The following is a 25,971-nucleotide window of genomic DNA, read 5'->3' on the forward strand; positions in this document are numbered from 1 at the left end:
ATTTAGCTGAACGCCGACAATTACCTTGTAATAATAGAAATTATAAACGACCGTTGTTAACAACTTCCCGGCGCGACGCAATTTCCATTTTTGAAAAGACTGCTGGCAACAAGACACACTCCAAAATTATGGCCGACATCACCCCTGAACTCATGACCGTCAAAGAGACTGCGGAATACCTCCGCATTCCTCTTCCCACGGTTTATTACCTCGTCCAGCGTGGCCAGCTGCCCGCTGTTCAGATTGGCGGCCGCTGGCGCATCAAGCGCAGCCTGCTGGACCGCGATGTGCTGCGCAAGGAAGACGAAGCCGGACAGCCGACGGTCATGGTCGTGGATGACGACCCTGCCCTGCAGGCGCTCTTCAAGCAGTTCCTCAAGAAGGCTGGTTTCGGCCGCCTCGTGGTGGGCACCGGCGCGGAAGCCATCACCATGGCGAAGAAGCAGAAGTTTGACTTCGTGTTCCTGGACCTGAAGCTTCCAGATGTACCTGGAGACGAAGTGTATTCGCAGCTCAAGGCGCTCTACCCGGATCTGCCCATCGTGGTGATCACTGGCTACCCGGACAGCGAAATCCTGAGCCGCATTCTTTCGCATGGCCCCGTGACGGTGATCAAGAAGCCGATCGAATATGATCAGCTCAATCTCGCCGTGAAGCAGCTCGGCCATAAGGGTGCCGAAGCGGCCGCTTGATTCCCTCCCCTGCCAAGCCAGTCACTCTCCCGACTTCAGCCCCGTCAGTGTTCCTGACGGGGCTTTTTTCCGTGTCACCGCCGTCAGTCTATTCCAGGGCCGTCACGGTCCAGCGGGGCTGGCGGGGCGGCTCCAGACTCACGCGCTGGCCGACCCTTGCCCCGAGCAGGGCTTTGCCTGCGGGCGACACCCAGCTCACCTGGTCAGGTTCCAGATTCACCTCATCCACGCCGACGATGCGGAGGCTTTTCATCTCTCCGGCCTCGCTGCGCAAAGTCACGCGCACGCCGAAGACCGCGGTGTCCGGCTGCTCGGAAGGCTGCACGATGGTGGCCGAGCCCAGCAGGTCTTGGAGTTCTTCGGCTTCGACTTCGTTGCCGGGGGAGGCCTGCAACTCCACCAGGCGCAATTGCAGCCGCTGCGCACCAGCTGCGGTAAGGTAATTGAGCGCGCCTGGGGGCAGGCCGGAGGCGGAGCGCCGCCGTGCGGGGCGGTCCGGCACATCGATGTCCTCTTTGACAAACGCGCGGCTCATGGGGCTCAGTGGGGCGGGTTCTCGTCCTGTAAATCGGGTCTGGGAGAGGATACGGTTCTGAGCTTGGGTGCTTGCTTGCGATGCTTTCTTTTTCTCCGCTGAGTCTCCGCTGAGGCAATCAGGCTGGATGGAGGCGGCGAAGGTTCACGGGGCACAGTAGGCGCTGCCGTCCTCCGCCCGGGCGGGATGCAGCACGTAGCGGCCCTGCGGCGGCACGGCCAGCTTCTGGAAATCCCATGCGAGAACCTGCAGCGCCGCGAGCATCTGAGGCCCCTGCATGGCCCGGCCGTGGCCCGTGACCACCAGCTCCGGCTCCAGGGAGGCCAGGGTGACGACCGAGGCGCGCGCGGCCTCCCAGTCGGGCGTCAGCCAGGTGGGCGGGCCGTGCATCTCGGGCTTCTGCGTGATCACGGAATAGGCAGACTCCATGTGGGTGGTGATGAAGGCGTCTCCCACAATGAGGCTATGGTCTCTCTCGCGCCAAAGCGAGACGTGGCCGGGAGCATGGCCCGGGGTATGAATCCAGCGCCAGCCCGGCATGCATGGCAGCTCACCGGTGGCGGGCAGCTCACGCAGCCGTTCGCTGACATCGATGGGGCCGCCGGGAAACAGGGGCGCAAAGGTGGGCATGATGCCGCCACCCACCAAGGTGTCGGGCGGCGGATAGGACGCGCGTCCGGTCAGGTACGGATGCTCCAGGGCGTGGGCGTAGATGGGCACCTCCCACTTTTCCGCCAGCGATTTGAGATTTCCCACATGATCGAAATGTCCATGCGTCAGGATGATGGCGGCGGGCCGCGCGTTTTCGCCAAAGCGCTCCGCGGCGGCGCTCTCGATGAGACCACCGAGACCGGGGACGCCGGTGTCGATCAAGACCCAGCCGCGGTCGCCAGCACGAGGAACACCGAAAAAGACGACGTTCACCATGGCCAGCCTGCGGTAGGCCAGGTCGAGAGCGATTTCATGCGTGCCGTCATCGGGATGAGCGAGCTCAGCAATGGCTTCGGATGTCAGAGCGACTTGGGGATGAGACATGGTCTTGAGGGAATCAGGGGTGAATGGCAGGCATTGCGCTCACGGCAGCTTGAGGCGGAACACGTGGAAAGGGCCCTCCTGCATGCTTTTGCCGCCGTGGTATTTGGGCATGCGGTGAATCTGTGACGTGGTGACATACAGCCAGCCGTCGGGGCCATGGGCGAGAGTGTCGGGCCACTTCAGCCGCGGGTCCTGCATCACCAACGTGGTTTTGCCGGTGCCGGGATTGTAGCGGGCGATGCCGTTTTCTTCGATGGCGGTGAGATAGACCGTGCCCTCCGGGCCTTCCAGCATGCCGTCCGGCTTGGGTGTGGTGGCGAGTTTTTCAACCTTCGCGGCCAGTTCCTCCTCGCTGAGCCCGGCATCGCGGAGGAAGGAGGTTTTGATGCGATACAGCGTCGCACCTGCCAGAGGATGGTAGTACAACCAGCCGGCCAGTTCATCGAGGGCGATGCCGTCCGCCTTGATGGCGGGAGCCTTTCCGGTCTTTGGATCGATGACCTTCAGACCTTCCACGGTGACGGACACATCCGCCTCGGCCTTCGTGGAGGGGTGGCCTGCCAGCAATCGTCTGGCCTTGCCGGTCTTGAGGTCTGCGACGACCAGGGCCCCTTCCCCGCTTTCCGTCATGTAGGCGTAGCCAAATTCGGTGTCGATGCGGACATCGTTGAGGTAGGAATGCCCCGGGGCCACCGATTCATCGAAAGAGATGGTCTGCACCGGCTTGTTGGTGTGAAGGTCGATTTTGACCAGCTTCGGTCCGCGCGGCACGATCTTCTCCGTCTTTGGCGCGGCGGGGTCCAGCACCCAGAGCGCGTCCGTGTCATCCACGACCACGCTTTGCACACAGACCCAGCGGAACTGCGGCGCGCCTTCCTTCGCATTCCAGATGGCATCGGGATAAGGCTTCAGCGTCCCGTCCGAAAGGAGCTCTGCCACGGAGATGACGTGCTCGTCTGACCAGAAGGGGAAGTTCACAAAAACGCGGCCGTTCTTGGAAACCGCCACGCCGGTGACCTGCTGGCTGGGAAAGCTGGCCACCTCCCGCAGCACCGGTTTTTCCTGGGCAGAAGCGAGCGGCGCTGCCAGCGCGGCGGAAATGAGGAGTGAGGTGAAAGCTTTCATGATTTGGGCAGGCTTGCGGTGGCAGGAGCAACCGGTTCTCTGAGAGCTTTCGCACTGCGCGTGTGGCATGGACGTCAGGGAGTTGCCCATGCAGCCCAGGGGTGAAGGCGCAGCGTTTTTCATGCTTGTGGCGGAGGTGTCTCCGCCTATCAAAGGCGCCATGATCACGCGCCTTTTTCTTACCGCTTTTGTCACCGCCGCCCTGCCTGTCTGGGCCGCGGACCTTCAGCCGTTGTTTGACGGCAAAACGCTCAACGGCTGGAAGAACCCCTACCCCTGGGGCAAGGTGGAGGTGGTGAACGGCGAGCTGCATCTCACCGGTGAAAAGCGATTCTTCCTGGTCACGGAGAAAACGTTCCACGACTTTATTTTCGAAGGTGACGTGCTCCTGCCCCCAGGCGAGGCCAACAGCGGTTTCATGTTCCGCGCGCAGGTGACGCCGGAGCGTGTGCTGGGCTACCAGGCCGAGGTGGATGGGGACATGGACCGCAACTGGTCCGGCGGGCTGCATGACGCGGGCGGCCGCACCTGGTTCATCAGCCCCATCAAGGGTAATAAGGAAAGCGAGGCGGCCTTCCGCGCCCGTGCCGGCAATGCCTTCAAGCGCGATGACTGGAACACCTTCCGCATTGAGTGTCGCGGCAGGCACATCAAGATTTTCGTGAACGGCGTCCTCACCACGGATGTGGAAGACGACCGTGACGCGACAGGCGTCATCGCCATCCAGCATCACGGCGAGAAAGGCCAGACCTACAGGTTCCGGAATCTGAAGATTCAGGAGCTCAAATAGCCGCCGCAGAAAAGAAGACTTTGTCCGCCGTACCGCGCAGCATCCAGGCCTTGTCTTCCGCGGAGAGGAAGTCGAGGCGGTCGCGGATGAGGGCGATGGAGTTGTGGTAGTTGTGGCCGTGCTCCACCTGGAAGGGGCAGTCGCTGGCCCACATGACGCGCTGCGGACCGAAGGCATCGCGCACCTGGCGGACGAGGGGGCCCATGTCGAGGTAAGGAGCTTTTTTGGCGCCGAGCGCATAGAAGGCAGAGGCCTTCACATGGGTTTTGGCGTGGCGGGCGAGGCGCAGCAGATTTTGAGTCTCCTCGGGCTTCGCAGCGCCAGCCATGCCGAGACGGGCGAAGTGATCGATCACCACGCTGGTATCCGGGTACCACTCGCACATTTTGTCCAGCAGCGGGAGCGTGTCCGGATTGATGAGCGGGCAGACGCTCACTTTCAATTCCGCCGCCGTCTTCCAAAGGGTGCCCATGCCGGGAGAGCCGAGCCAGCCGGAGAGATTCTTCGCCTTGCCCGCGGTGATGCGGAAGCCACGGACGCCCTGCTTCACCAGGCTGCGCATGGTGGCGGCGACATCGGGGGCATTTTCATCCACGATGGCCACGCCGCTGAAGACACCCGGATGAGAGCGCATGACGTCGAGCATGTAACGGTTGTCCGTCTGGTAGTAGCTCATCTGGATGAGCACCACGCGCTGCACCCCTTCGGGCCGGCAATGGGCAAACAACTGCTCCGGCGTGAAGCTGGGGGGCTGCATGTCGCTCACAGCGTAACCGCGGGCGAGCGGGTATTTTTCCACGTCGGGCGTCCAGACATGCACATGCGCGTCGATCCAGTTGCCTTTGCGCGAGGTGGAGAGGAGATCGCAACCGGTCAGGAGGGCGGCGGAGGAGGCGAGGAAGGAGCGGCGTGTGTGGGTCATGTTTTTCTAATCGTAACGAAGGACCGCCGTTTTGCGCAAGCCTTTGCACCGCCTGTGGAAAGCATTCATCATGGCGGCATGTCCCGACTGCGCCGAATCTGTGTTTATTGTGGTTCTTCATCTGGCAGCGATCCCGCCCACCGCAGGGCTGCGCATGATCTGGGCGCCTTTTTGGCACGGTGCGGCCTGGGCGTGGTGTATGGCGGGGGGAATGTGGGGCTGATGGGGGCGGTGGCGGACGGAGCGCTGTCTGAAAACGGCGAGGTGATCGGGGTGATTCCGCGCTCTCTCATGGAGAAAGAGCTGGGTCATGGCGGCGTGACCCAGCTCCATGTGGTCGGCAGCATGCACGAGCGCAAACAGCTCATGGTGGATCTGAGCGACGGCTTCATCGCGCTGCCGGGAGGTTTTGGCACGCTGGACGAGCTTTTTGAGACGCTGACCTGGCTGCAGCTCTCCTTTCATGACAAGCCCGTGGGCCTGCTGAATGTGGCAGGCTTTTTCGACGGCTTGCTTGCCTTCATCTCCCACATGAGCCAAAACGGCTTTCTCAAGCCCGAGCATGCGGCCTGTGTACTGGTCGAAAACGACCCTGCGGCCCTGCTGGAACGCATGGAGTCCTTCCGTCCGCCGGACCTAGGCAAATGGATTGAGAGACTGGCCGCCGAGGCGCGCTAACACAGCGCCGTTCTGCGTTTCAAGCGGACATGGCAAAAAGCCTATTGTTCGCAGTCCTTCCCTTCGCAGGGAAGACTTTTTGACAGGTTGTTCACAACGTCCTGTCAAATTCTCACTTTGGATTCGATAAAGGGCCGAGGCTAAAGGATTGCCTATGGAAGCTGTCAGGTCTCAAAAGCCAATTTCGAGCGTGGAACCCTTGTGTTTGAATCGTGGAACGTTCGAGGAGGCTTTGAAAGTGAAACATTTTTGTCACGTGGGAAAAGCCTTCGCTCTGGAGAGATGAAGGAGGAAAGACACGCTCAAAGGCCTTCACTATTACGCTGCAAATCACTGGTTTTCAGTTAACTAAGAACATTTCACTTTAAAGAACAAATGCCAGTGATGTCGATGATTTCGCGCTCATGCACTGGCTGAAAGCAGGTGAAAACCGCCGCCCACCGCCTCCAAATGTGGGGAATCTTCAGTGACTTTTTTTGGCTTTCCGTTTGCGCTTTTGTCCCTCCTCTTGTCGCTGCCAGCCTTTTTTCGAGTCTTTCAATTTTGATATTTTTGACGCGATCGAGTTTCCGCATCCTCACTCCTCTGTTCCACACCGGTGATTTGTTCACACCGTGCGTGAAAATGATTTTGACGGGTGAAAAAGGTGCTGAACCGGAGGATTCCCTCCGAAGAAACTTTTCGACGACGAGCCCTTTTCGGCGTTTTCACTTCGTTCTTCAGGGTTTGTTGTTCATAGTCCAACGCCCCTGCCCGCCATGAATGCCTATCAAATCACTGGAACCACCGGCCTCGACTCGTTGCATGCGGTGACGCTGCCGGACCCCACGCCTGGTCCGGGGGAAGTGCTGGTGAGTATCCGCGCCACCTGCCTGAACTACCGGGATTATATGAACGTGATGGGGATCAAAGGTGTGACCGGGCCGGTGCCGCGCATCCCCTGCTCCGATGGGGCGGGAGAGGTGGCGGCGGTGGGTGCGGGCGTGGCCCAATTCAAGCCGGGAGACCGGGTCGTATGCCCCTTCATGCCGAGCTGGCTGGAGGGAGAGTTCAGCCAGGCGCATGCCTCCCAGGCCCTGGGCGGCGCGGTGGACGGGCTGCTGCGGGAGCTGGCGGTGATCCGCGCAGAAAGCCTGCTGCCGGTCCCGGCCTATCTGTCTCTGGAAGCGGCCGCCACCCTGCCCTGCGCCGCCGTCACCGCCTGGGACGCCCTGCACTGCCGTGGCGGGCTGAAAGCCGGTGAGACGGTGCTTGTTCTCGGCACTGGCGGGGTGTCGATCTTTGCCCTGCAGTTTGCCAAACTGGCGGGGGCACGCGTACTGGCGACGACGAGCTGCGATGTGAAGGCCAAGCACCTCCTCCAGCTCGGCGCGGATGCGGTGCACAATTATAAAAGCGACCCTGACTGGGACAAGTGGGCAGTGAAGGAGACCGGCGGTCGGGGCGTGGACAAGGTGGTGGAGATCGGCGGTGCGGAGACGCTCAACCGCTCGCTGAAGGCCACGCGCTTTGGCGGGCATGTGGCCCTCATCGGGGTGCTCACGGGCACCAGTGCAGAAGTACAGACGGTGCAAATCCTGCGCAAGGGCATCCGGCTGGACGGCATCTATGTGGGCTCAAGGGAGATGTTTGCCCAGATGCTGGCGGAGATGGAGCGGGCGAAAATGCAGCCTGTGATCGACTCCGTGTATGAATTCAGCAGCGCCGTGGCCGCCTTCCAGCGCATCGCCAGCGGCAGGCATTTTGGGAAGATTGTGATCCGGGTGTGAACTACCGCCACAGGACTCCCGAAAACTTCTTCGCCACGGCCTGCCGGTGCTTGGGCCACTCACGCGCCAGAAAGGAGGGCCAGTCGCTGGTGGTGGCCAGTCGTTTGCCATCCGGCGTGCAGAGCATGAGCTGCACCGGCAGGCGGCCTTCGCACAGGATGGGGTGCTCCTTGAGCGCGAAGCACTCGTGCAGCTTCACCTGGGCTTCGGGGCCTTCGTTGACGTAGGAGAGCTTCACGCTCCCGCCAGCGGGCCATGGGATGGAGAGCGGCACCAGCTCATCCAGCCAGCCCACCTGCCCCTGGGCCAGATGCTGGTGGAAGGCAGCGGTGAGTGGAGCAGCCTGCGCCTCCTTCACCAAGGAAAGACCTTTGAACGCACGCGCCAGGCAGGCCGAGATGGCCTCCTCGTCAAAGCGGGGAAATTCCAGCTCTGGCAGACTGGCATGTACGAGATCCACCCGGGCCATGAATTGTTTCACCCGGTGGTCCAGCAGCGGCAGTTCAAAGGCCCCGGCACGCTGGGCTTCCGCCAGGCAGCGCCCGCTGGCGACGGGATCAAGATCGCGCTGCTGCGCTTTCTGCTCGATCACCAGATCGCGATAGCGCACCACCTTCATCGCGGCCACGCGTTTGTTTTGCGCATCAAAGAGATGCTCCACCGTGGTGTGGAGATGCTGCGGAAACATCTCTGCAATCCACGCCGGCTGCACCGCGGTGGCGAGGCTGAGCAGGGTCCCACGCGAGGGGGCATCACGCAGATTCGCAGCCACCAAAAACGCAGCGTCCTGCACCACGCTCTCCCGCACCAGCAGCCCCTGCCGCTGCTCAGTGAGATCACACTCGGGTTTTCCGGGCGCGCGCCGTCTGGCCAGTTGATCCACAAAGCCCGCCATGAGACAGCGCAGCAGCGCTTCGTCCTTGGCAGCGGTGCCTGCGCCCTCGCGCTCATACAGCCGCTGCTGCTGCGCGGCGTGCAGGATCTGCTGGCAGGTCTGCTCCACCTGCCGCGCCACCTGCGCATTGATGCCGTGGCTGCGGCAGCGCTCAAAGCTGAAGCCGTTCTCCTTGGCAAAGTCATAGGCGCGCATCAGTGTGATGAAGTCGGAGTCCGCGCTGTCTTCAAACATCTCCCGCAGGCCTTTCATCTGCGCATCATCACGGTCCAGCCGCACCAGCAGATCGCGACCGCTCACCAGCGCGGCGCACAGGGCCGCGTCCGGCACACAACCGCGCTGGCTGGCCTCGATCAGCATGCGCGAGTAACGCGGATGCATCGGCAGGCGCAGCATCTGGCGGCCCACCGGCGTGAGGTCGGCCGCGTCTTCGTTCAAAGCGCCGAGCATGATGAGCAGTTTCTCTGCTCGCTCCACCGCCTGCGGGTCCGGCTTGTCCAGCCAGTCAAACGCAGCGGCCTGCTGAATGCCCAGGGAGTGCAGCAGCAGCACCACCTCCGCCAGGTCACTGCGCTGAATCTCGGGCGTGTTGCGCTCCTCCCGGCTCTGGTGGCTGATGAGGGTCCACAACCGGTGACAGGTCCCCGGCGCGGTGCGCCCGGCGCGGCCTTTGCGCTGGTCCGCACTGGCACGGCTGACCGGCTCCAGCAGCAGCGTGCCGATGCCGCGCTCCGCATCATACCGCGCCACCCGCGCCACGCCGCTGTCCACCACATGGCGGATGCCGTCGATCGTGATGCTCGTCTCCGCCACGTTCGTGGCCACGATGACTTTGCGCAGCGCATTCGGGGCAAAGGCGCGGTCCTGCTCCTGCGGCTCCAGCTCCCCATGCAGCGGGATGCAGGCCACACGCTCCTGCGTTCGCAGCCCCCTCAGGGCATCCAGCGTGCCGCTGATCTCGCCACGCCCTGGCATGAAAACGAGAATGTCTCCGGGCGCTCCGTCATCCAGGATGCGCTCCACCGCCTCCGCCGCCTGCGTGGTCAGCGGTCGCTGATCAGGGATGGAAAGATACCCCGCCGCCACCGGAAAGCTCTGCCCTTCGGAAACGAGGATGGGGCATGAGTTTAGATACTCCGCCACTGGCTCCGCATCCAGCGTGGCAGACATCACCAGCATCTTCAAATCGGGCCGCTCGCTCTGCTGCAGATGCTTCACCAGCGCCAGCGCCACATCGCTGAGCAGATTGCGCTCATGAAATTCATCAAACACCACCGCTCCCACCTTCTCCAGCCTGCGATCATCCTGCAGCCAGCGCAGCAGGATGCCCTCCGTGACAAAGCAGATGCGCGTGCCAGTGCTGGTGTTGTCATCAAAGCGGATTTGATACCCCACCTCCGCGCCCAGTTTGACCCCGCGCTCCGAAGCCACACGCGCGGCCACGCTGCGTGCCGCCACGCGGCGCAGCTGCAGCACCACGATCATCTTCTCCGCCGCCACGCCCGCATCCAGCAGCATCTGCGGCACCTGCGTCGTCTTGCCGGAGCCCGTCGGCGCCACCAGCACCAGCCGGTTGCCGCCATGCAGCGTGCGCAGAATGTCAGCATGGATTTTCCAGATGGGAAGCTCGGTGGGGGCAGGCATGAAAGGTGGGGCGCATGCTATAGACCACCTCCTGACGTTTTTCGATAGGTGTTGGTTGATTCTGCATGCGGTTCTGCGTGAGAACCGCGCCCGCTCTTCGTTCATCCAGCCATGCCCAGCCGCTTTTTCATCCTGCTCACCGCCTTCATTCTGTCCGCGTCCTCCCTGTTCTCCGCCCAGCCAAACATCATCCTTATCATGTCGGATGACATGGGATTCTCGGACCTGGGCTGCTACGGCGGGGAGATTCAGACGCCGAACCTGAACAAGCTGGCGGAGGGCGGTGTGCGGCTGAGCCAGTTTTACAACACTGGGCGCTGCTGCCCCACGCGGGCCTCGCTGCTGACGGGGCTGTACCCGCATCAGGCGGGCATCGGGCACATGATGGAGGATCGGGGGCATGACGGCTACCGCGGCGATTTGAGCAAGCGCAGCGTGACCATCGCGGAAGTACTGAAACCGGCGGGCTACCGCACCTATGCGGTGGGGAAGTGGCATGTGACGAAGCATGCGGTGCCGCAGGGGCCGAAACACAACTGGCCGCTGCACCGCGGCTTTGACCGCTTTTACGGCACCATCACCGGCGCCGGCAGTTTTTATGATCCCGGCACGCTGACGCGGGACGATGAAATGATCTCTCCCTTCGCCGATCCCGAGTACCAGCCAAAGCAGTACTATTACACGGATGCGATCAGCGACCATGCGGTGCGCTTCATCGACGAGCATGCGCGCGCGCAGAAGCAGCAGCCGTTTTTCATGTACGTGGCCTACACCGCGGCGCACTGGCCCATGCACGCGCTGCCGGAGGACGTGGCGAAGTACAAGGGCAAATACGACGCGGGCTACGAGTCCGTGCGCCAGGCGCGGCTGCTGCGCATGCGGCAGATGGGACTGATCGCGAAGGATGCGGAGCTTTCCCCCACCAAGGGCGACTGGACGCAGGTGGCGGACAAAGCGTGGGAGGCGCGCTGCATGGAGGTTTTTGCCGCCATGATCGACCGCATGGACCAGGGCATCGGCCGGGTGGTGGGTGCGCTGGAAAAAAACGGCCTGAGGGAAAACACGCTCATTCTTTTCCTGCAGGACAACGGCGGCTGCCAGGAGGGCATCGGGAGGCAGGCGCAGCCGCCGGCCTCCAACGCACAGACCTACCCCGTCATCGCGCAGGATGCGATCCGCGTGGAGGTGATCCCCAAACAGACCCGGGATGGCAAAGCGGTGCAGCAGGGGCAGGGCGTGACGCCCGGCGGGCCGAACGACTACATCGCCTACGGCGAAGCGTGGGCGAACGTCTCCAACACTCCGCACCGTGAGTACAAGCACTTTGTGCATGAGGGCGGCATCTCCACACCGCTGATCGCCCACTGGCCGTCTGGCATTCCAGCGGCGCAGAAAGGAAAGATCGAAGCGCAGACGGGCCACCTGATTGATCTGATGGCGACTTGTGCGGACGTGGCTGGGGCAAAGTATCCAGCGGAGTTCCACGGAGAGACGATCCAGCCGATGGAGGGGCTGAGCCTCATGCCCGCTCTGAGGGGTGGGAAGCTGGCGGGGCGCTCGATCTTCTGGGAACACGAAGGCAACCGCGCGCACCGCGACGGCCCCTGGAAGCTCGTGGCGAAGGAAAACAAACCTTGGGAGCTCTACAACATCGACCAGGACCGGGCCGAGCTGCACGACCTCGCCGCCACGGAGCCTGGGCGCGTGAAGGAGATGGCGGAGGCGTGGGAAACGTGGGCCGCGCGGGCAAATGTGCTGCCGCTGGGCGCGTGGAGAAAGCCTGATCTGGGAAAAGGCACGAAGGGAAAGCGGGGCAAAAAGTGAGCGAGGTCCATTGATTTTGGAACGAAAAGTGCTCCCGTCGCCCGCATGGATCTTTCTAAAATCGCTCTCGATGTGCCTACTCTGGAACTGAGTTTAACCATCGTCGGCGGCCTGCTGCTGATCTCGATGGTGCGGATTGTTTTTCTGCTGCGCACCAATTCACGCCTGCGGGAAAGCACTTCCAAAATGGAGCAGCAGGTGCTGAACCAGCACCAGGAAATCCTCTCGGTGCGCTCGGACTCGAATGCGTGGCGCGGGGAGATGCAGCGCATGTTTGACGCCTTTCGCGCGGAGTTTTCCAAACGGCTGACGGAGTCCGAGCAGCGGTACCAGGAAGTGCAGCAGCGGTGCGAGACGGCGGTGAAACCTGCCGAGGTGTCCGCAACTCCCGCAGTGCCCGCGCCCGCGCCAGTGGCGCCGCCTACCGCCGTGATGCCAAAGGCCGCGGAGCCGGAGGAAAAGGCGGTGCTGCCTGTCCCTGCGCTCAACATCTCCTGACTCACGCCTGCATGGAACTCTTCGCGGCATTGAAATTCCGCCAATGCGAAGGACCGCGAGCCTGATTGATTTGGAACGACATTTGCTGCATACAAAAGGCATGAACCGAGAATTGCTTCAGGACACCCTGACTTTTTTGATAATCGCCCTCAGCATTGTCACAGGATTGTTTCTGCTGTCTCTGGTCCGCATGGTCCGGCTCTCGCGCTCCAACAAGCGCATGCGGACTGAAAACGCGAAAATGGAAAAGCAGGCCGCGCTACAGCAGATGGAGGTCATCTCCGTCCATCATGATGCCATGTCCTGGAGAGCTCGGATTCAGCGGCAGTTTGACGCCCTGCGCAGCGACCTCTCCCACCGGCTGCAACAGGCGGATCAGGGCGGTGCGAATGCGCTGAAGGAGCTGGATGCGGTACATCAGCAGACCCTGGCGGTCGCGCTGGCCAGGATTTCCGAGCTCGAGGCCGCTCTGGCCGCGAAGCCCAGGCCGGCGGCGCCTGCCGTCCCGGCCGCGGTGTCCGCCGTGGCACCGAAGCCGCCGCCACCGCCCCCCTCCTCCCTGCCCGCGCTGCCTGCCATGGAGACGCTGCGGATTCAATCTCTGGAGTCAGAACTGAACGCCGCCAGGGCGGAACTCACCAATGTGAAGCAGCAAAATGCAGGTCTGCAGCGCGCCCTGCTGCTGGCCCGCCGCAGGGGTTCCATGACTCCGATGCGAAAAAGCGCCGCGCGCCACGCGGCCCGCAGCGCCTGAAGGAAGAAAGAGACTGAATGTTTTTTCCTCTCGCCAACGGTGAGAGAACGTCTTTATTTAGACATGTAAAACAGGCGCTCTGCCTGCCTGCCACCCCCCACCTCCTTTTCGCCTCATGACTGACAACCCCACCGCAGAGTCCGCCTTCGGCGGCAGTCCCTCCCATGATCCCTTCCAAGCCGCGAAAGCCAGCGCCCTGAAAGCCGCGGAGGAACTGCGTGCTGCAGCGGCGCAGAAGGCGTCCGAGTTCCGCTCTGCCGCCGAAGCCCGTGCGCAGCAGTTCCGCCAGAGCGCCGAGCAAAAAGCGTCCGACCTGAAGGAAAAGGCTGGCGAGTTAGCCGATCAGACCTTCACCGAGGTACGGGTGCGCTACGACGACCTGCGCGCCGAGGCGGAGAAATTTGCCCGTGAGAAGCCGCTGCAGGCACTGCTGACCGCGTTTGGCATTGGGTTTGTGGTCGGGGCCATTCTGCGTCGCTAATCCTTCCTAGCGCCCTCATTTCATGAATCCAGGCACGCCGCCCGCCCCCGAGGAACGCGCCAGCGCAGCAGGAATGCTGCGTGCCATCGCGCTGTACGTGGAGGCGCGAGGGCGTCTCCTGCACATTGAAGGCCAGGAGGCGGGCAGCCGCCTCATCAATCTGTCCGGGATGTTCATCCTGGCTTTTGGCGCCCTGGTGATCGGCTGGATGCTGGCCGCCCCTGCCTTGGTGTGGCTCGTTGCCGAAGCCTGGGGCTGGCACTGGTCCAAAGTGGCGCTGGCTGGAGCGGGCATCCATCTTTTCATCGGCCTGCTGATCTTCCTCGGACTGAAATCCAGGCTGCGTGGACTGCACCTTTTCGAAGAAACCTTTCATCAATTCCGCCGCGATCGCGAATGTCTCACCCGACACAAGAATCCCTGACCCCAAAGCAGCAGGCTTTGCATGATCTCGAAGAGGCGCGTGCGTCCCTCGCATTTCATGCCGCGCATGCGGCGGAGGAATGGAGCCCGAAGGCCATCATCACCCGCAGCATTCACAAGCACCGGGCGGCCTGGATCAGCGCCGCGGCCATCGCCGGTCTGGCGGTGGTGAAAATCGTCTGGTCCTCCGCACACCCTCACCCCTATGCCCGGCATGAGGGCGAAGGCGGCGGGGGCAGGCGCGGTCTGGCGGCCCTCCTGCTCAGTCCATTGATCGCCCTGGCACGTAAGTCTCTGATGAGCTACGGCAGCCAGTGGCTCCAAACTTATCTGCACCAGAAAATTTCTCCGAACGCTCCGGATTCCGAAGCGGTCTAGCGTCTTTCTTCTTTCATGTCCGATTCCAACCCACCACCCCCACAAGATCTTCTCCCCGTTTTAGGTTCCGTGGATGACTACCTGCGCTTTTGCATGGAGTATGATGCATCCGACCTGCATCTGGCCACTGGCGCACAACCTGTCTGGCGGCGCTACGGCAACCTGCAGCCCATCTGGGACAATGCCGCCCTGCTGACGCCGGAGGATGCCCGCCGCCTGGCCTATGGTTTCCTCGGAGAAGCGCAGACCAAGCAGCTCGAATCCCGCGGCGACGTGGACTTTGCCTACTCGCCGAATTTCGGCCGCTTCCGTGCCTCCGTGGTGCAGCAGCGCCTGGGCATCGACATGGTTTTCCGCGTGATCAAAACGCAGATCAAGTCTGTGGACGACCTCGGCCTGCCCGCCACGGCCAAAACGCTCACCCGTTTCCACAACGGCCTGATCCTCGTCACCGGCCCGGTGGGCTGCGGCAAGTCCACCACGCTCGCCGCCCTGGTGGACTCCATCAATGAAGAGCGCGAGGACCACATCATCACGCTGGAGGATCCCATCGAATACATCATCGAGCCCAAGGGCTGCCACGTGAACCAGCGCGAGGTGCACACCCACACCGCCTCCTTCGCCGCCGCCCTCCGCGGCGCCCTCCGTGAAGACCCGGACGTGATCATGGTGGGTGAAATGCGCGACCTGGAGACGATCTCCCTGGCCATCACCGCTGCGGAAACGGGTCACTTGGTGCTCGGCACCCTGCACACCGGCAGTGCCGCGCGCACCCTGGACCGTGTGCTCGACGTGTTCCCCATCGACCAGCGCGATCAGATCCGCATCATGGTGTCTGAATCTCTGCGCGGCATTCTTTCCCAGCAGCTCGTTCCCCGGATCGATGGCAACGGCCGCGCCATGGCCCTGGAGGTCCTCGTCAACACGCCCGCCGTGGGCAACTGCATTCGTGAAGGCAAGACCTACATGCTCGCGGGCGTCATGCAGACCGGCAAAGGAGTCGGGATGATCACAATGGATGATTCACTGCGCAATCTTTACTCGGCTGGCCAGATCAGCCGTGAGGAATGCGAGTTCCGCGCCGAGGACAAAGTGATCATGAAGAAATTCTTTGAATCCTAAGGCTCCGCCCCACGCCAACCGACCACTGCGAACGCTCCATGCCAATCATTGACCAATATTTCCAGAAGCTCATCGAACTGGGCGGCTCCGACCTCCATCTCAGCCAGAAGCAGCCGCCCAAAGTGCGCGTGCACGGCAGCATCAAACCCATCTCGGACCAGATCCTGGACGAGCGGCTGATGGAAACCATGATGCGCGAGATCTGCGAGCCGCGCGCCTGGGACCGCTACAAGGAAAAGGGCGACCTCGACTTCGCCTATGAGATGGACGAGAACAACCGCTTCCGCTGCAACTACCTGCGCCAGCAGCACGGCTACGGCGCGGTGTTTCGTATCATCCCCACCAAGATCGCCTCGCTGGAGCAGCTCGGCATTCCGCAGGTGGTGAAGGAGTTCGGCCACATGCGCAGCGGTCTGGTGCTGGTGACGGGCCCCACGGGCTCCGGCAAGTCCACCACGCTGGCGGCGCTGCTGGACTACATCAACACCAACTTCCGGCGCCACATCATCACGATCGAGGAACCGATCGAATTTGTGCACCGGAACAAGAAGAGCATCATCACCCAGCGTGAGGTGCCCATCCAGACGCCGTCATTCGCGGACGGCCTGCGCGCCGCGCTGCGTGAAGATGCGGACATCGTGCTGGTGGGCGAAATGCGCGACCTTGAAACCATCTCTCTGGCGCTGACGGCGGCGGAGACGGGGCTGCTCGTCTTTGGCACGCTGCACACGAACAACGCGCGCAAGACCGTTGACCGTATCATTGACGTGTTCCCCTCCGATCAGCAGAGCCAGGTGCGCACGATGCTCGCGGCCTCGCTCAAGGGCGTGGTGGCCCAGCTTCTGATGAAGAAGTCTGACGGCAAGGGCCGTGCCGCCGTGAACGAGATCATGGTGTCCAACCCGGCCGTGGGCGCCATCATTCGTGAAGGCGCCACCCAGAAGCTCTATGACGTCATCATCGGCGGCAAGGCGCAGGGCATGCAGTTCATGGATGAAGCCATCTGGCAGAAGCTCCGCGACGGCTACGTGACGCCGATGGAGGCTTACATGAAGGCGATCGACAAGAACCGCTTCAAAGCCTTCCTGCCGCCCGAAGACGCGGGACTGGCGGTGGCCAGCGGCGGCGATGCCAACAAGTAGGCGGAGCGCCGCGCGTGGAGGTTTCCGTCAAGGCCAGATGCATCTTGCCGCACGATGTGCGGTGAACTAGTTTCCTTTGTGATTTCAGGATGAGCACGGCTTCAGCAGACCCTCCGTCAGACCAGCCGCAACGCACCAGTCATCAGCCTGGCCCGTTGGCACTCCTCGCTGCGACCACGATCGGCGGGGTGCTGGCCACGCGAATGGGCAAGACGCCTTTTCTCCTGGCTGCAAGCGCGGCAGCCATCGCACTGCTGCGGCAGAAACGGGTGGTGGAGGCTCCCGCTCCGGTGCCGACTCCAGCTTCAGCTTCAGCACCGGCGGTGCCGGAGAGCCTGCCTCCACCTCCCGCGCCAGAACTGGACATTCCGGCGCAGAATCTGGTGGAGCAGTGGCTTTCCCAGCAGATCCGCCGCGAGGAGCAGGCGCCCATGCTCGAACTGTCCGCCGCAGACCTTACGCCTTCCGCACCGGAGGATGACTACCGCCCGGAAGCCTTCCTGCTGGACGAGGCCGAGGAAACTGCCAGCGGGCCTTCGGATCACGATTCCTTTGCCAGACTCACCGAGCCGGTGCCGATGGCTGCGCCTGCGCCTGCGACTGCCGTGTGGATGGAGAACGCAACGCCTGCGCCCGCAGCCGTGATGGAGGAGGCAGCGCCTGAGCCTGCTCCCGTCGCGGCCCCCATGCCCGAAGCCGTGGTGGAAGAGACGGCACCTGCGGTGCTGACAGCGCCCTCAGCAGAGCTGGAGCCATCCCCTCCCCCTCCGCCCTCTCCGGCTTTTCAGCCTTCTCCCTTCCCCCCTGCCATGAGTTCTGCGTGGACGCTGGGGGTGGATCCCCTGCCCAGCCTGAACGAGCCCGCGCCTTACGTGCCTCCCGCCGGAAGCCTGTTTTTCAGCCCGCCAGCCCGACCGGAATCTGCCGCTGGAGAGCCGGAGGCTGCACCACCCTCGAGCCTGTTTTTCAGCGCTCCCAAGCGGCAGGAAGAGGTAGAACCGCCGCGCCCGGTCTTTTCCACCCAGATGTTTCAGGGGGCGGCCTTTCCGGATGAAATTAGCGTGTCTGCTCCCGCCCCTGAGGCCCCGCTGCCTGCGGCTGAGCCCCCGGCAGTGCTGTCCATTCCAGAGCTGCAGGTGGAACGGGTGAACGAGCCGCCTCCTGCGATGGAGCCCCCGGCCGCGGAAGCGGCCCCCGAAATCGAGGTGGAGTTCGCGGCGCCTGGAGAGGCCTCCTTTGATCCACCGCTCGCCGCCGCGCCGCCCAGCCCCTGGCAGCCTGGGCCGGAGGTGTTTGCGGCCGCGCCCGCGTTCCCGGTCTTTCCATCTCAGACTCACACCACCACCAGCCCCATGGTGGAGGCGGAGATCATCCTGCGCCCGCGCGCACCCACGCAAAACAGCGTGGTGGCGAAGTCCAAGCCCGCCCCCTTCGCAGGGGTGGAAGGCAGTGACGCAGCGTCAGAGGAAAAAACCACCGGCGACACCGCACCTTCCGAACCGCTTCCGGCTGCGAAAGAACCCAAGTCCCGCCCTTCCTGGCTCTCATGGTGGCGGGGGGATTAAGGCGCCGCCCCCTCACCTTGACGATCCAAATCGGAGGGTTAATCTTACACCATGAACGTGCTGACAAAATCCACGCCGTTGGGCACGCTGGGACTGGCCAGTGGAGATCACTGGGTCAGATTTCATGTCGAGGGCGATGCCATTTCTTTTGAAGTGACCGCTTCAACGCTCGCCGGTGGGGAGCCGCCCTCAAAAAAGCCCACGGGATTTGTACAAAAGTGGAGCGGCTCGGCACGCCGTGTCGAAGATCCGAACGACGCCTGGCTCACCCACATCAATGACAAGCATCTGCGTGGCTCATGAGAGTGATGCTGGATGCCAACATCCTGCTGGACAGTTTGATCTTGGAGTCATCCGGACTGCCACGTGCAGGAAAAATCGCAAGCGAGCAGCTGATCCAGCTTTGTGACAACGGCGTGCATCAAGGGCTCGTGGCATGGCATACGCTGCCCATCCTGGCCTATTACCGTAGACGCCAGCACACTGCTCAAGACACGGCAACGATGATAGACACTCTTTTGTGATGGTCGAGGTGCCCACAGTGGGCCGTCGCAACGCGACCATGTGGAGGGCGCATGGGATCACCGATTTCGAAGACTCCCTCCAAATGGCCGCAGCCATCGCAGGTGCAGCGGATGTTTTCGTTACGCGTAATACTGCTGACTTTTCAGGAAGTACGATTCCTGTCATGACCCCCGAGGTATTCCTGACAACCTTCACGCCCTGAAGACTCGACGGGTTCAGCCCACTCGTAACTGTCAGAGATTCCCTTCTGGATGAGGTCGCATGGCGCTGAACCTGCGGATGATCCACACGACCACGCAGATGCCGAGAAGCGTGAGTGCAAACCAGTCGCCGAATCGGGCGTAGAGGGTGATCTGGCCCGCACGCGGGACCTTCACTTCACCGGGGAGGGTGCCTTCGATGAAAGAACTGCCCGTGTCGGGGTCAGTGAGCTTGGAGATGACATGGCCATTGGTGTCGATGAAACAGCTCACGCCTGTGTTTGTAGCGCGCACCATGGGGCGGCGAAGTTCGATGGCGCGGAAGACGGCATTGGCGAGGTGCACCTCGGGCTCCTCGCTTTGCAGGAACCAGCCGTCGTTGGTGATGTTCACGATCATCTGGGGCTCCGGGCGGACGAACTTGCGCGCCAGGCTGCCCACGGTGTCTTCAAAGCAGATGAGCGGGATGATCTGCACCTGTGGCTGCTCCAGTTTCAATGGCTCGGTTTTTTGCCCGGGTGTGAATGCCCCCTCAAACAGGCTCTGGAAAAAAGAAAAAGGCGGAATGTTTTTCAGCGGCAGGTATTCGCCGAAGGGAACGAGATGCACCTTGTGGTAGTCCTGACGATGGTCGGCGCTGCCGCGCATGAGCACGGCTGAGACGTGCCCGGTGTCCTCCCCCTCATAGAGCTCCGTGCCAAACATGAGGCTGAAGTCTCCGGCCTGGAGCATGTCGTTGAAGTAATTTTTGTGATAGTCCTTCGGGAGGTACCGGAAGTGGTCCTCCAGGTTCATGGGCAGCGCGCTCTCAGGCCAGATGATGAGATCGGTGGATGTTTTGCCGTCCTTGGCCGTGCCGTACATGCGCGTGAACTGGTCAAGACGTTGATAGACCTGCTGGGCAAGGCGGCCGGTGGCGGCATCCACCAGCGCCACGTTTGGTTGAATCACCACCGTGCGCACAGTGATGCTGTCAGGCTCCTTCGCCGTGAGCTTCAGCATGCCGTAGCTGCCCGTGACCAGCATGAGGATGAGCGCGATGGTGAAGTCGAGCCGCGTCTTGCAGGTGCCCTCGCCGCGATAAGAGAGGATGAGGCGGGTGAGTGTGTTCCAGGCGGTGCAGGCCATAAAGACTGGAAGGAAGGACAGGCCGAAAACTCCCACGAGATCCGCCGCTTGAACCAGGGGCAGCATGGAGTGCATGGCCACGCCGAGGCCGTTCCAGCCAAAGCCGGTGAAGACCGTGGTGCTGCGCAGCCATTCGCAGGCCACCCACGCCGCAGCGGCGAGAAAGGCACAGGCCAGCGAATGCAGCGTGCTGGGCCACCAGGCGCTCTTTGTCAGTGTGGTGACATTGGGCCGTGCAAAGCGGTGAGTGAACCAGGCCCACAGACCAAAGTAAACGGCGCAGTATGCGGAGAGGCCCACCAGCGCGCCCCAGCCCGCGAGCTCCGGCAGCAGCCCCGCCCAGGAGTTGTCATAGGCGTTTCCCAGCCTGACCCGCGCCGAGTGGTGCACCCATTTCAGATTGATGAGAAAAAAGACCAGGCCCGCGAGATAACCGCGCCAGAACGGCCGCATTTTGACACCGTCCACATTCTTCCACGGCCACAGCACCGCCAGCAGCGGGAGCAACCAGAGCCAGACGGCGAGATTCGAATTCCAACGCGGAAAGGCGAAGGTCAAAATGACACCGCTAAGCAGCGGGGCGATGAGCATGAAAAGGCGCAGGCGTTTGAGATCAGTCACGGGGCTGGGATCATGCCGCCGGTGGAGGAAAAGCCAAATGCGCTTTGTGTGATTTTGTGCATTGCTTCTCTCGCTCCGCAGGAATGACGGGGCAGCGTCGTTCATGAGATGAAGGGAGCACCGCACTCACACTGTCCGATTCCTCCCAAAAGTTGTCCGCACATGCGGCTCGCCAAGATGCGTTGTTTCGAGTGATAATTCAAACAACCCACCATGAAAGCATTCCTGCTCTTCCTCGCCTCCGCCGTTTTAGCCCATGCGGCGCCCACCGGTCCCATCCGTGTGCTTTATCTCGATGCCGAGGGCAAAGAACAAGCCGCCGTGGGCCCGCTGCATGAGGCGATGCGGGATCTGGGACGCGATGCAATCTGGTTTGACTATGCCAAGGAAGAACTGGCAACTGAGAACTATGACCTCGTCGCCAAGCCGGGCAGCGATTTGAGCAAAGACGCGATCCTCTCCAAGCTCAGCGCCGAGCGCAAAGCCAGCTACGAGGCCTTTCTGAAACAGCGCGAGCCCGAGGAGCGCAAGAAGCACCCGCAGGTGGCGAACTATGAGAAGCGCCCGGAGCCGCTGACACTGCAAATGCCGATGAGCGTGAAGGGCAGCATGGAGCGCACGCAGGTGCCGGCGGATTGCGAGCTGAAGCTTTTTGCCAGCGAACCGGACATCGCCAAGCCCATCGCCTTTGCCTGGGATGAACGCGGGCGCTGCTGGGTGGTGGAGACGCGCGACTACCCGCACGGCGTGACGGACAGCGGCGAAGGGCAGGACAGCATCAAAATCTGCGAGGACACGGATGGCGACGGCAAGGCGGACAAGTTCACCGTGTTTGCTGACAAGCTGAATCTGCCCACGGGCATCGTCTTCGCCAATGGTGGCATCATCGTCAGCCAGCCGCCGAAGTTCATCTACCTCGCGGACACCAATGGTGATGACAAGGCCGACGTGCGCGAAACCGTGATCGACGGCTGGGGCATCCGCGACACGCATGCGCAGGCCAGCAATCTGCACTACGGCTTCGACAACTGGCTCTACGGCTGCGTCGGCTACAGCGGGATCGAGGGCTACGTGGGCGGGAAGAAACACCAGTTCAGCATGGGCACATATCGCTTCAAGGCAGATGGCAGTGCTCTGGAGTTCCTGCATCAGTTCACCAACAACTCCTGGGCGCACAGCACCAATGAAGCGGGCGATCAATTCGGCGGCACCGCGAATGGCGCACCCATCTTCTTCGGCGGCATCCCCTCCACCGCGTATCCCGAAGGCTCACGCGGCATGACGGCGAAGAAAATCAATATCGTGGATGCCTGCCACACCATCACGCCAAACTTCCGCCAGGTGGATGTCTTCGGCGGCTACACCTCCGCCGCAGGCAGCAATTTCATTTACAGCGACAATCTGCCGAAGCGCTTTCAAGGCAAGGCCATGGTGTGCGAGCCAACGATGAAGGTGGTGTCCCTCTTCGATGTGCAGCCCGAAGGCGCGGGCTGGAAGGCGCTGGACTTCATGAACCTCTACGCCAGCAGCGACGAGTGGAACTCCCCCGTATATGCCGAGGTGGGCCCCGACGGCGCGGTGTGGGTGGCCGATTTCGAAAATTTTATCATTCAGCACAATCCGACGCCGAGCCTGGAACGCGGCGGGTTTGTGGCAACGACCGGCAAAGGGGGCGCGCATGAGAATGACATCCGCGATCACGGGCGCGGGAGAATTTATCGCATAGTTAAAAAGGATGCCCCATCCACACAAAAATCACCGTTTACCTCCTCCAAGCCATCGAGTCAGGAACTGCTTGCTGCGCTCAATTCGGACGTTCAATACAACCGTCTAACCGCACAACGGCTGCTGGTGGAAGGACGCGATTTTGATGTGGAGGCCCTTGGCAAACTCCTGGTGGAAAATGCCAGGGATGGCAAAATCGGAGCCATTCACGCGCTCTGGGCACTGCATGGATATCCTTTCATTATACATTACATCGATAATGCTTCGCGTGACGGGCCCAGAAGCGCGGATAACAAGATATACACCCTGCTTGAGGTCATGCCGGAAGGGTTCAAATTTGGAACGGACAACCTGCTCAAATCCGCGCTACTCTCGAAAGACGGCAGACTTCGCCGCAATGCCATTCGTGCCCTTGGCAATGATGCAAAAGCGCAGTCACTGCTTTTTGGCACGGGAGTCATCTCCGATCCTGATCTGCACACACGCCTCGCGGCTTTTGTGAAGCTGGCGGACTTCGCCACCACGCCGGAGATTCAGACGCTGGTGAAAAAGATCGCCGCGGATCCGGTGGTGAAGAATGACGAGTGGCTGGCGGAGGCGGCGAAGATGCTGGGCAAGAAACACCAGGCGCTGAATTACAAGGAAGGGCCGAACCTGCTGCCCAATGCCGGTTTTGAAGAGCTGGCGGAGGGCGCGAAGACGCCGACAGGCTGGAAGCACCGTGACTATGGCCACAGGCCCGGCAATGCGGGAGCGGAGTGGAGCATCGTCACGGATGCGAAGATGGTGCACAGCGGGAAGAACGCCTTCCGAGTGATCACGCGTGATGATGCTGACACAAGCTTCTTTGCCGATGTGCCGCTGAAGCCAAACACGGAGTACAAGCTGAGCGCCTGGATCAAGACGCACGGCTTCAAGGGCAAGGCCAGCCTGAATGACCACCTGGGCCGCGCCGAAACCAGCAAGCTCACCCGCACGCAGGACTGGACGGAGGTGGAGGTGACCTTCAACAGCAAGACGCGGGACAAGGCGAGCATCAACCTGCTGCATGTGGGCAAGGGCGACACCTACTTTGATGATGTGAGGTTGGTGGAGATGATTCCCGAAGTGGAGGATGATGAATCGAAGCTGGCCGGCGATGTGAAGCGCGGCGAAAAGATCTTCTGGGAGCACCCCGTGGCCGCCTGCAAAAACTGCCACATGCTCAAGGGCCAGGGCAGCGCCGTGGGGCCTGCGCTGGACGGCATCGCCACGCGGAAGGATGCGGCCTACATTCTGGAGAGTCTCGTGAATCCGAACGCCAAGCTGGCCGAAGGCTACACCGCCACGCCGATTTCGCCCATGCCGCCGATGAATCTGATTCTGAAGCCGCAGGAATTTGCGGATGTGAAAGCGTTCATCATGAGCCTGAAGTGAGGGGCTGTTTGCAAGTCCTCTCGTGGCGAGACGTATGATGTCCAGTCCCATGTCCCTCTCATCCTCCGCTTCACCCCATCGCTGCTCCGGGCCGCTGTCACGGCGGAGCTTTCTGAGCATGGGCACGCTCGGGCTCACCGGGTGGTCGTTGACGGATACGCTGCGCGCTGAAACGATCGCCAAGGCGGCGGGCAGGCGGCTGAAGGACAAGTCGGTGATTTTCGTGTGGCTGCCGGGCGGGATGTCGCAGCTTGAGAGCTATGACATGAAGCCGAATGCGCCGGTGGAGTACCGTGGCGTGCTGAATCCAATCCGCACCAACGTGCCCGGCACGCATATTTGTGAGCTGTTTCCGAAGCAGGCGAAGATCGCGGACAAGTTCAACATCATCCGCAGCGTGCACCATGAGTTCGCCGATCATGGCGGGGGGCACAAGCGCTTCATGACGGGGCGCAATCCAGCGCTGCCGGTGGGCTTTGTGAATGATGCGCCGTCCGTACAGTCCATCATCACGCGCAAGCTGCAGCGCGCCGGACAGGCCATGCCGACCTGTGTGGCCGGTGTGGATCGCAGCCGCAGCGGCATCGATGTCTTTTCCATGGGCCCCGCCTATCTCGGGCCTTCCTCCTCCCCCTTCATGGTGGTGGGAGATCCCAGCGCGAAGGACTTCAAGGTGGAGAACATCGGCCTGACGCCGGACATGGCCTCGCGCATGGATGACCGTATGCACCTGCTGCAGGGCATGGACAATCTCCAGCGCGAGATGGACCGCAGCGGCCTGATGCAGGCGATGGACAGCTTCAGCCAGCGCGCCTTTGGCATGCTAACCACGCCTTCCGTGCGCGATGCCTTTGACCTCAGCAAGGAGCCCGCGAAGGTACGCGAGCGCTACGGCTACAGCACCTACGGCCAGCGCGGGCTCATGGCACGCCGCCTGGTGGAGGCCGGCTGCCGGTTCGTGACGATGGTCTGGGAGAACCCCTACTCCACGCCCATTCCGAAAAACTGCACCTACAACTGGGACAGCCACGCGGTGAACTGCGACATGTACGCAGACGCCCGCTGGCGCATGCCCGTTTACGATCAAGCGGCTTCCGCGCTGATCGAGGACATCCACCAGCGCGGGCTGGACAAGGACGTGCTGGTGATCATCACCGGTGAGTTTGGCCGCACGCCGCGGATTAACACCCAGATCGGCACGCAGACGGGCGTGAGCCAGCCGGGACGCGACCACTGGCCGAATGCGATGTCCTTCATCGTCAGCGGTGGCGGCATGCAGACGGGCCAGATCATCGGCGCGACGAATCCGCGCGCCGAGTATCCCATCGAGCGTCCGTTGAGCCCGAACGACCTGTGGGCGACAGTGTACCAGCATCTGGGTATCGATCCGAACGACACGTTTGACGATTTCCAGGGCCGCCCGATGCCCATCCTGCCCTTTGGCGATCCGATCAAGGAGCTGCTGCCGCTGGTGTGAACGGGGAAGCATCCGCCGCAGCGGGCAGCAACGATAGATTGACCTGAGGGCCAGTCTGGCCTTGATAACGGGACTCCTGGCCATCCCGGCCTGAACGCAACCCACACCCACACAACCTCCATGGCACTCTCCGTCGGTTCCAAAGCCCCTGGCTTCACCCTCAAGTCCAAATCCGCCTCCGGCCTCAGCGATGTCTCGCTGCCCTCCGGCAAGAACACCGTCCTGCTGTTCTTCCCCCTCGCCTTCACGGGTGTCTGCACCCAGGAACTCTGCGACATCACCGCAGGCCTCAGCTCCTACAGCGATCTGAACGCCGAAGTCATCGGCATCAGCGTGGACAGCCCCTTTGCGCAGGAAGCCTGGGCGCAGAAGGAAAAAATCGGCATCACGCTGGTGAGCGACCTGAACAAGGAAACCACCAAGGCCTACGACGTGCTCTTCCCGGGCCTGGCCGGCATCGGTGACACTTCCGCACGCGCCGCCTTCGTCATCGACAAGAGCGGAGTCATCCAGTACTCCGAGCAGACCGCCACGCCGAAGGATCTGCCGAACTTTGATGCCGTGAAGGCGAAGCTGGCCGAGCTGTCTTAAGCTCCGCGTTTTTACA

The 25,971-nt window shown here is 62.1% G+C and carries 24 protein-coding genes; 18 read left to right on the plus strand and 6 right to left on the minus strand.

Annotated features, from left to right (window positions below):
• Positions 1 to 128: 128 nt before the first annotated feature.
• Positions 129 to 692 carry a response regulator gene (locus ACILSQ_RS18795; RefSeq protein WP_395745190.1) on the plus strand — a complete coding sequence of 188 codons (564 nt, stop codon included), beginning with the start codon at positions 129 to 131 and terminating at the stop codon, positions 690 to 692.
• 88 nt (positions 693 to 780) lie between these two features.
• Here ACILSQ_RS18795 and ACILSQ_RS18800 read toward each other — a convergent pair whose 3' ends face one another.
• The 3 genes from ACILSQ_RS18800 to ACILSQ_RS18810 all read right to left on the minus strand — a co-directional run bounded on the left by ACILSQ_RS18800 (position 781) and on the right by ACILSQ_RS18810 (position 3,387).
• Positions 781 to 1,227 (minus strand): GreA/GreB family elongation factor, encoded by a 447-nt coding sequence (locus ACILSQ_RS18800; RefSeq protein ID WP_395745191.1) that lies wholly within the window; start codon positions 1,225 to 1,227, stop codon positions 781 to 783.
• 144 nt (positions 1,228 to 1,371) lie between these two features.
• Positions 1,372 to 2,262 (minus strand): MBL fold metallo-hydrolase, encoded by an 891-nt coding sequence (locus ACILSQ_RS18805; protein WP_395745192.1) that lies wholly within the window; start codon positions 2,260 to 2,262, stop codon positions 1,372 to 1,374.
• A 39-nt stretch (positions 2,263 to 2,301) separates the two neighbouring features.
• A complete protein-coding gene (locus tag ACILSQ_RS18810; protein ID WP_395745193.1) occupies positions 2,302 to 3,387 on the minus strand; it encodes an L-dopachrome tautomerase-related protein in 1,086 nt (361 codons plus the stop codon).
• A 160-nt stretch (positions 3,388 to 3,547) separates the two neighbouring features.
• Here ACILSQ_RS18810 and ACILSQ_RS18815 point away from each other — a divergent pair, with 160 nt between their 5' ends.
• Positions 3,548 to 4,177: a DUF1080 domain-containing protein gene (locus ACILSQ_RS18815; RefSeq protein WP_395745194.1), complete on the plus strand. Its 630-nt coding sequence runs from the start codon at positions 3,548 to 3,550 to the stop codon at positions 4,175 to 4,177.
• Here the strand turns inward: ACILSQ_RS18815 and ACILSQ_RS18820 are convergent.
• A complete protein-coding gene (locus tag ACILSQ_RS18820; protein ID WP_395745195.1) occupies positions 4,170 to 5,099 on the minus strand; it encodes an amidohydrolase family protein in 930 nt (309 codons plus the stop codon). The two genes, ACILSQ_RS18815 and ACILSQ_RS18820, sit on opposite strands and share 8 nt — an antisense overlap.
• Positions 5,100 to 5,177: 78 nt before the next feature.
• Between ACILSQ_RS18820 and ACILSQ_RS18825 the strand changes: the two genes are divergently transcribed.
• Both ACILSQ_RS18825 and ACILSQ_RS18830 read left to right on the plus strand, forming a co-directional pair.
• Positions 5,178 to 5,777 carry a TIGR00730 family Rossman fold protein gene (locus tag ACILSQ_RS18825; protein ID WP_395745196.1) on the plus strand — a complete coding sequence of 200 codons (600 nt, stop codon included), beginning with the start codon at positions 5,178 to 5,180 and terminating at the stop codon, positions 5,775 to 5,777.
• Positions 5,778 to 6,535: 758 nt separating this feature from the next.
• A complete protein-coding gene (locus ACILSQ_RS18830) occupies positions 6,536 to 7,546 on the plus strand; it encodes an NAD(P)-dependent alcohol dehydrogenase (protein ID WP_395745197.1) in 1,011 nt (336 codons plus the stop codon).
• Between the two features lies 1 nt (position 7,547).
• On the opposite strand, the gene hrpB is transcribed toward ACILSQ_RS18830, so the two are convergent.
• The gene (gene hrpB, locus ACILSQ_RS18835) at positions 7,548 to 10,085 is read right to left on the minus strand and encodes an ATP-dependent helicase HrpB (protein WP_395745198.1); all 2,538 of its coding nucleotides are present in this window, start codon (positions 10,083 to 10,085) and stop codon (positions 7,548 to 7,550) included.
• A 111-nt stretch (positions 10,086 to 10,196) separates the two neighbouring features.
• On the opposite strand from hrpB, the gene ACILSQ_RS18840 reads away from it, so the two are divergent.
• The 11 genes from ACILSQ_RS18840 to ACILSQ_RS18890 all read left to right on the plus strand — a co-directional run bounded on the left by ACILSQ_RS18840 (position 10,197) and on the right by ACILSQ_RS18890 (position 18,796).
• Positions 10,197 to 11,909 (plus strand): arylsulfatase, encoded by a 1,713-nt coding sequence (locus ACILSQ_RS18840; protein ID WP_395745199.1) that lies wholly within the window; start codon positions 10,197 to 10,199, stop codon positions 11,907 to 11,909.
• 45 nt (positions 11,910 to 11,954) lie between these two features.
• On the plus strand, positions 11,955 to 12,407 hold the full coding sequence (locus ACILSQ_RS18845) for a hypothetical protein (protein WP_395745200.1): 453 nt from the start codon (positions 11,955 to 11,957) through the stop codon (positions 12,405 to 12,407).
• A 100-nt stretch (positions 12,408 to 12,507) separates the two neighbouring features.
• Positions 12,508 to 13,161 carry a hypothetical protein gene (locus tag ACILSQ_RS18850; protein WP_395745201.1) on the plus strand — a complete coding sequence of 218 codons (654 nt, stop codon included), beginning with the start codon at positions 12,508 to 12,510 and terminating at the stop codon, positions 13,159 to 13,161.
• Between the two features lie 115 nt (positions 13,162 to 13,276).
• On the plus strand, positions 13,277 to 13,642 hold the full coding sequence (locus ACILSQ_RS18855; protein WP_395745202.1) for a YqjD family protein: 366 nt from the start codon (positions 13,277 to 13,279) through the stop codon (positions 13,640 to 13,642).
• 22 nt (positions 13,643 to 13,664) lie between these two features.
• Positions 13,665 to 14,066 (plus strand): phage holin family protein, encoded by a 402-nt coding sequence (locus ACILSQ_RS18860; protein ID WP_395745203.1) that lies wholly within the window; start codon positions 13,665 to 13,667, stop codon positions 14,064 to 14,066.
• Positions 14,039 to 14,443 (plus strand): hypothetical protein, encoded by a 405-nt coding sequence (locus ACILSQ_RS18865; protein WP_395745204.1) that lies wholly within the window; start codon positions 14,039 to 14,041, stop codon positions 14,441 to 14,443. Before ACILSQ_RS18860 ends, ACILSQ_RS18865 begins: the two co-directional genes overlap by 28 nt.
• A 15-nt stretch (positions 14,444 to 14,458) precedes the next feature.
• Positions 14,459 to 15,565 (plus strand): type IV pilus twitching motility protein PilT, encoded by a 1,107-nt coding sequence (locus ACILSQ_RS18870; RefSeq protein WP_395745205.1) that lies wholly within the window; start codon positions 14,459 to 14,461, stop codon positions 15,563 to 15,565.
• Between the two features lie 38 nt (positions 15,566 to 15,603).
• Positions 15,604 to 16,707: a type IV pilus twitching motility protein PilT gene (locus ACILSQ_RS18875; protein WP_395745206.1), complete on the plus strand. Its 1,104-nt coding sequence runs from the start codon at positions 15,604 to 15,606 to the stop codon at positions 16,705 to 16,707.
• A gap of 155 nt (positions 16,708 to 16,862) precedes the next feature.
• A complete protein-coding gene (locus ACILSQ_RS18880; RefSeq protein WP_395745207.1) occupies positions 16,863 to 18,272 on the plus strand; it encodes a hypothetical protein in 1,410 nt (469 codons plus the stop codon).
• 51 nt (positions 18,273 to 18,323) lie between these two features.
• On the plus strand, positions 18,324 to 18,575 hold the full coding sequence (locus ACILSQ_RS18885) for a hypothetical protein (protein ID WP_395745208.1): 252 nt from the start codon (positions 18,324 to 18,326) through the stop codon (positions 18,573 to 18,575).
• Positions 18,572 to 18,796 (plus strand): hypothetical protein, encoded by a 225-nt coding sequence (locus ACILSQ_RS18890; protein ID WP_395745209.1) that lies wholly within the window; start codon positions 18,572 to 18,574, stop codon positions 18,794 to 18,796. Before ACILSQ_RS18885 ends, ACILSQ_RS18890 begins: the two co-directional genes overlap by 4 nt.
• A 234-nt stretch (positions 18,797 to 19,030) precedes the next feature.
• On the opposite strand, the gene lnt is transcribed toward ACILSQ_RS18890, so the two are convergent.
• Positions 19,031 to 20,746 carry an apolipoprotein N-acyltransferase gene (lnt, locus tag ACILSQ_RS18895; RefSeq protein WP_395745210.1) on the minus strand — a complete coding sequence of 572 codons (1,716 nt, stop codon included), beginning with the start codon at positions 20,744 to 20,746 and terminating at the stop codon, positions 19,031 to 19,033.
• A gap of 213 nt (positions 20,747 to 20,959) precedes the next feature.
• Here lnt and ACILSQ_RS18900 point away from each other — a divergent pair, with 213 nt between their 5' ends.
• The 3 genes from ACILSQ_RS18900 to ACILSQ_RS18910 all read left to right on the plus strand — a co-directional run bounded on the left by ACILSQ_RS18900 (position 20,960) and on the right by ACILSQ_RS18910 (position 25,955).
• On the plus strand, positions 20,960 to 23,887 hold the full coding sequence (locus tag ACILSQ_RS18900; RefSeq protein ID WP_395745211.1) for a PVC-type heme-binding CxxCH protein: 2,928 nt from the start codon (positions 20,960 to 20,962) through the stop codon (positions 23,885 to 23,887).
• Between the two features lie 49 nt (positions 23,888 to 23,936).
• Complete coding sequence (locus ACILSQ_RS18905) at positions 23,937 to 25,364, plus strand: DUF1501 domain-containing protein (protein ID WP_395745212.1); 1,428 nt, start codon at positions 23,937 to 23,939, stop codon at positions 25,362 to 25,364.
• A 120-nt stretch (positions 25,365 to 25,484) separates the two neighbouring features.
• A complete protein-coding gene (locus tag ACILSQ_RS18910; RefSeq protein ID WP_395745213.1) occupies positions 25,485 to 25,955 on the plus strand; it encodes a redoxin domain-containing protein in 471 nt (156 codons plus the stop codon).
• The last annotated feature ends 16 nt before the right edge of the window (positions 25,956 to 25,971 follow it).

The organism is Prosthecobacter sp. (genome assembly GCF_044227185.1).
Lineage (GTDB): Bacteria > Verrucomicrobiota > Verrucomicrobiia > Verrucomicrobiales > Verrucomicrobiaceae > Prosthecobacter.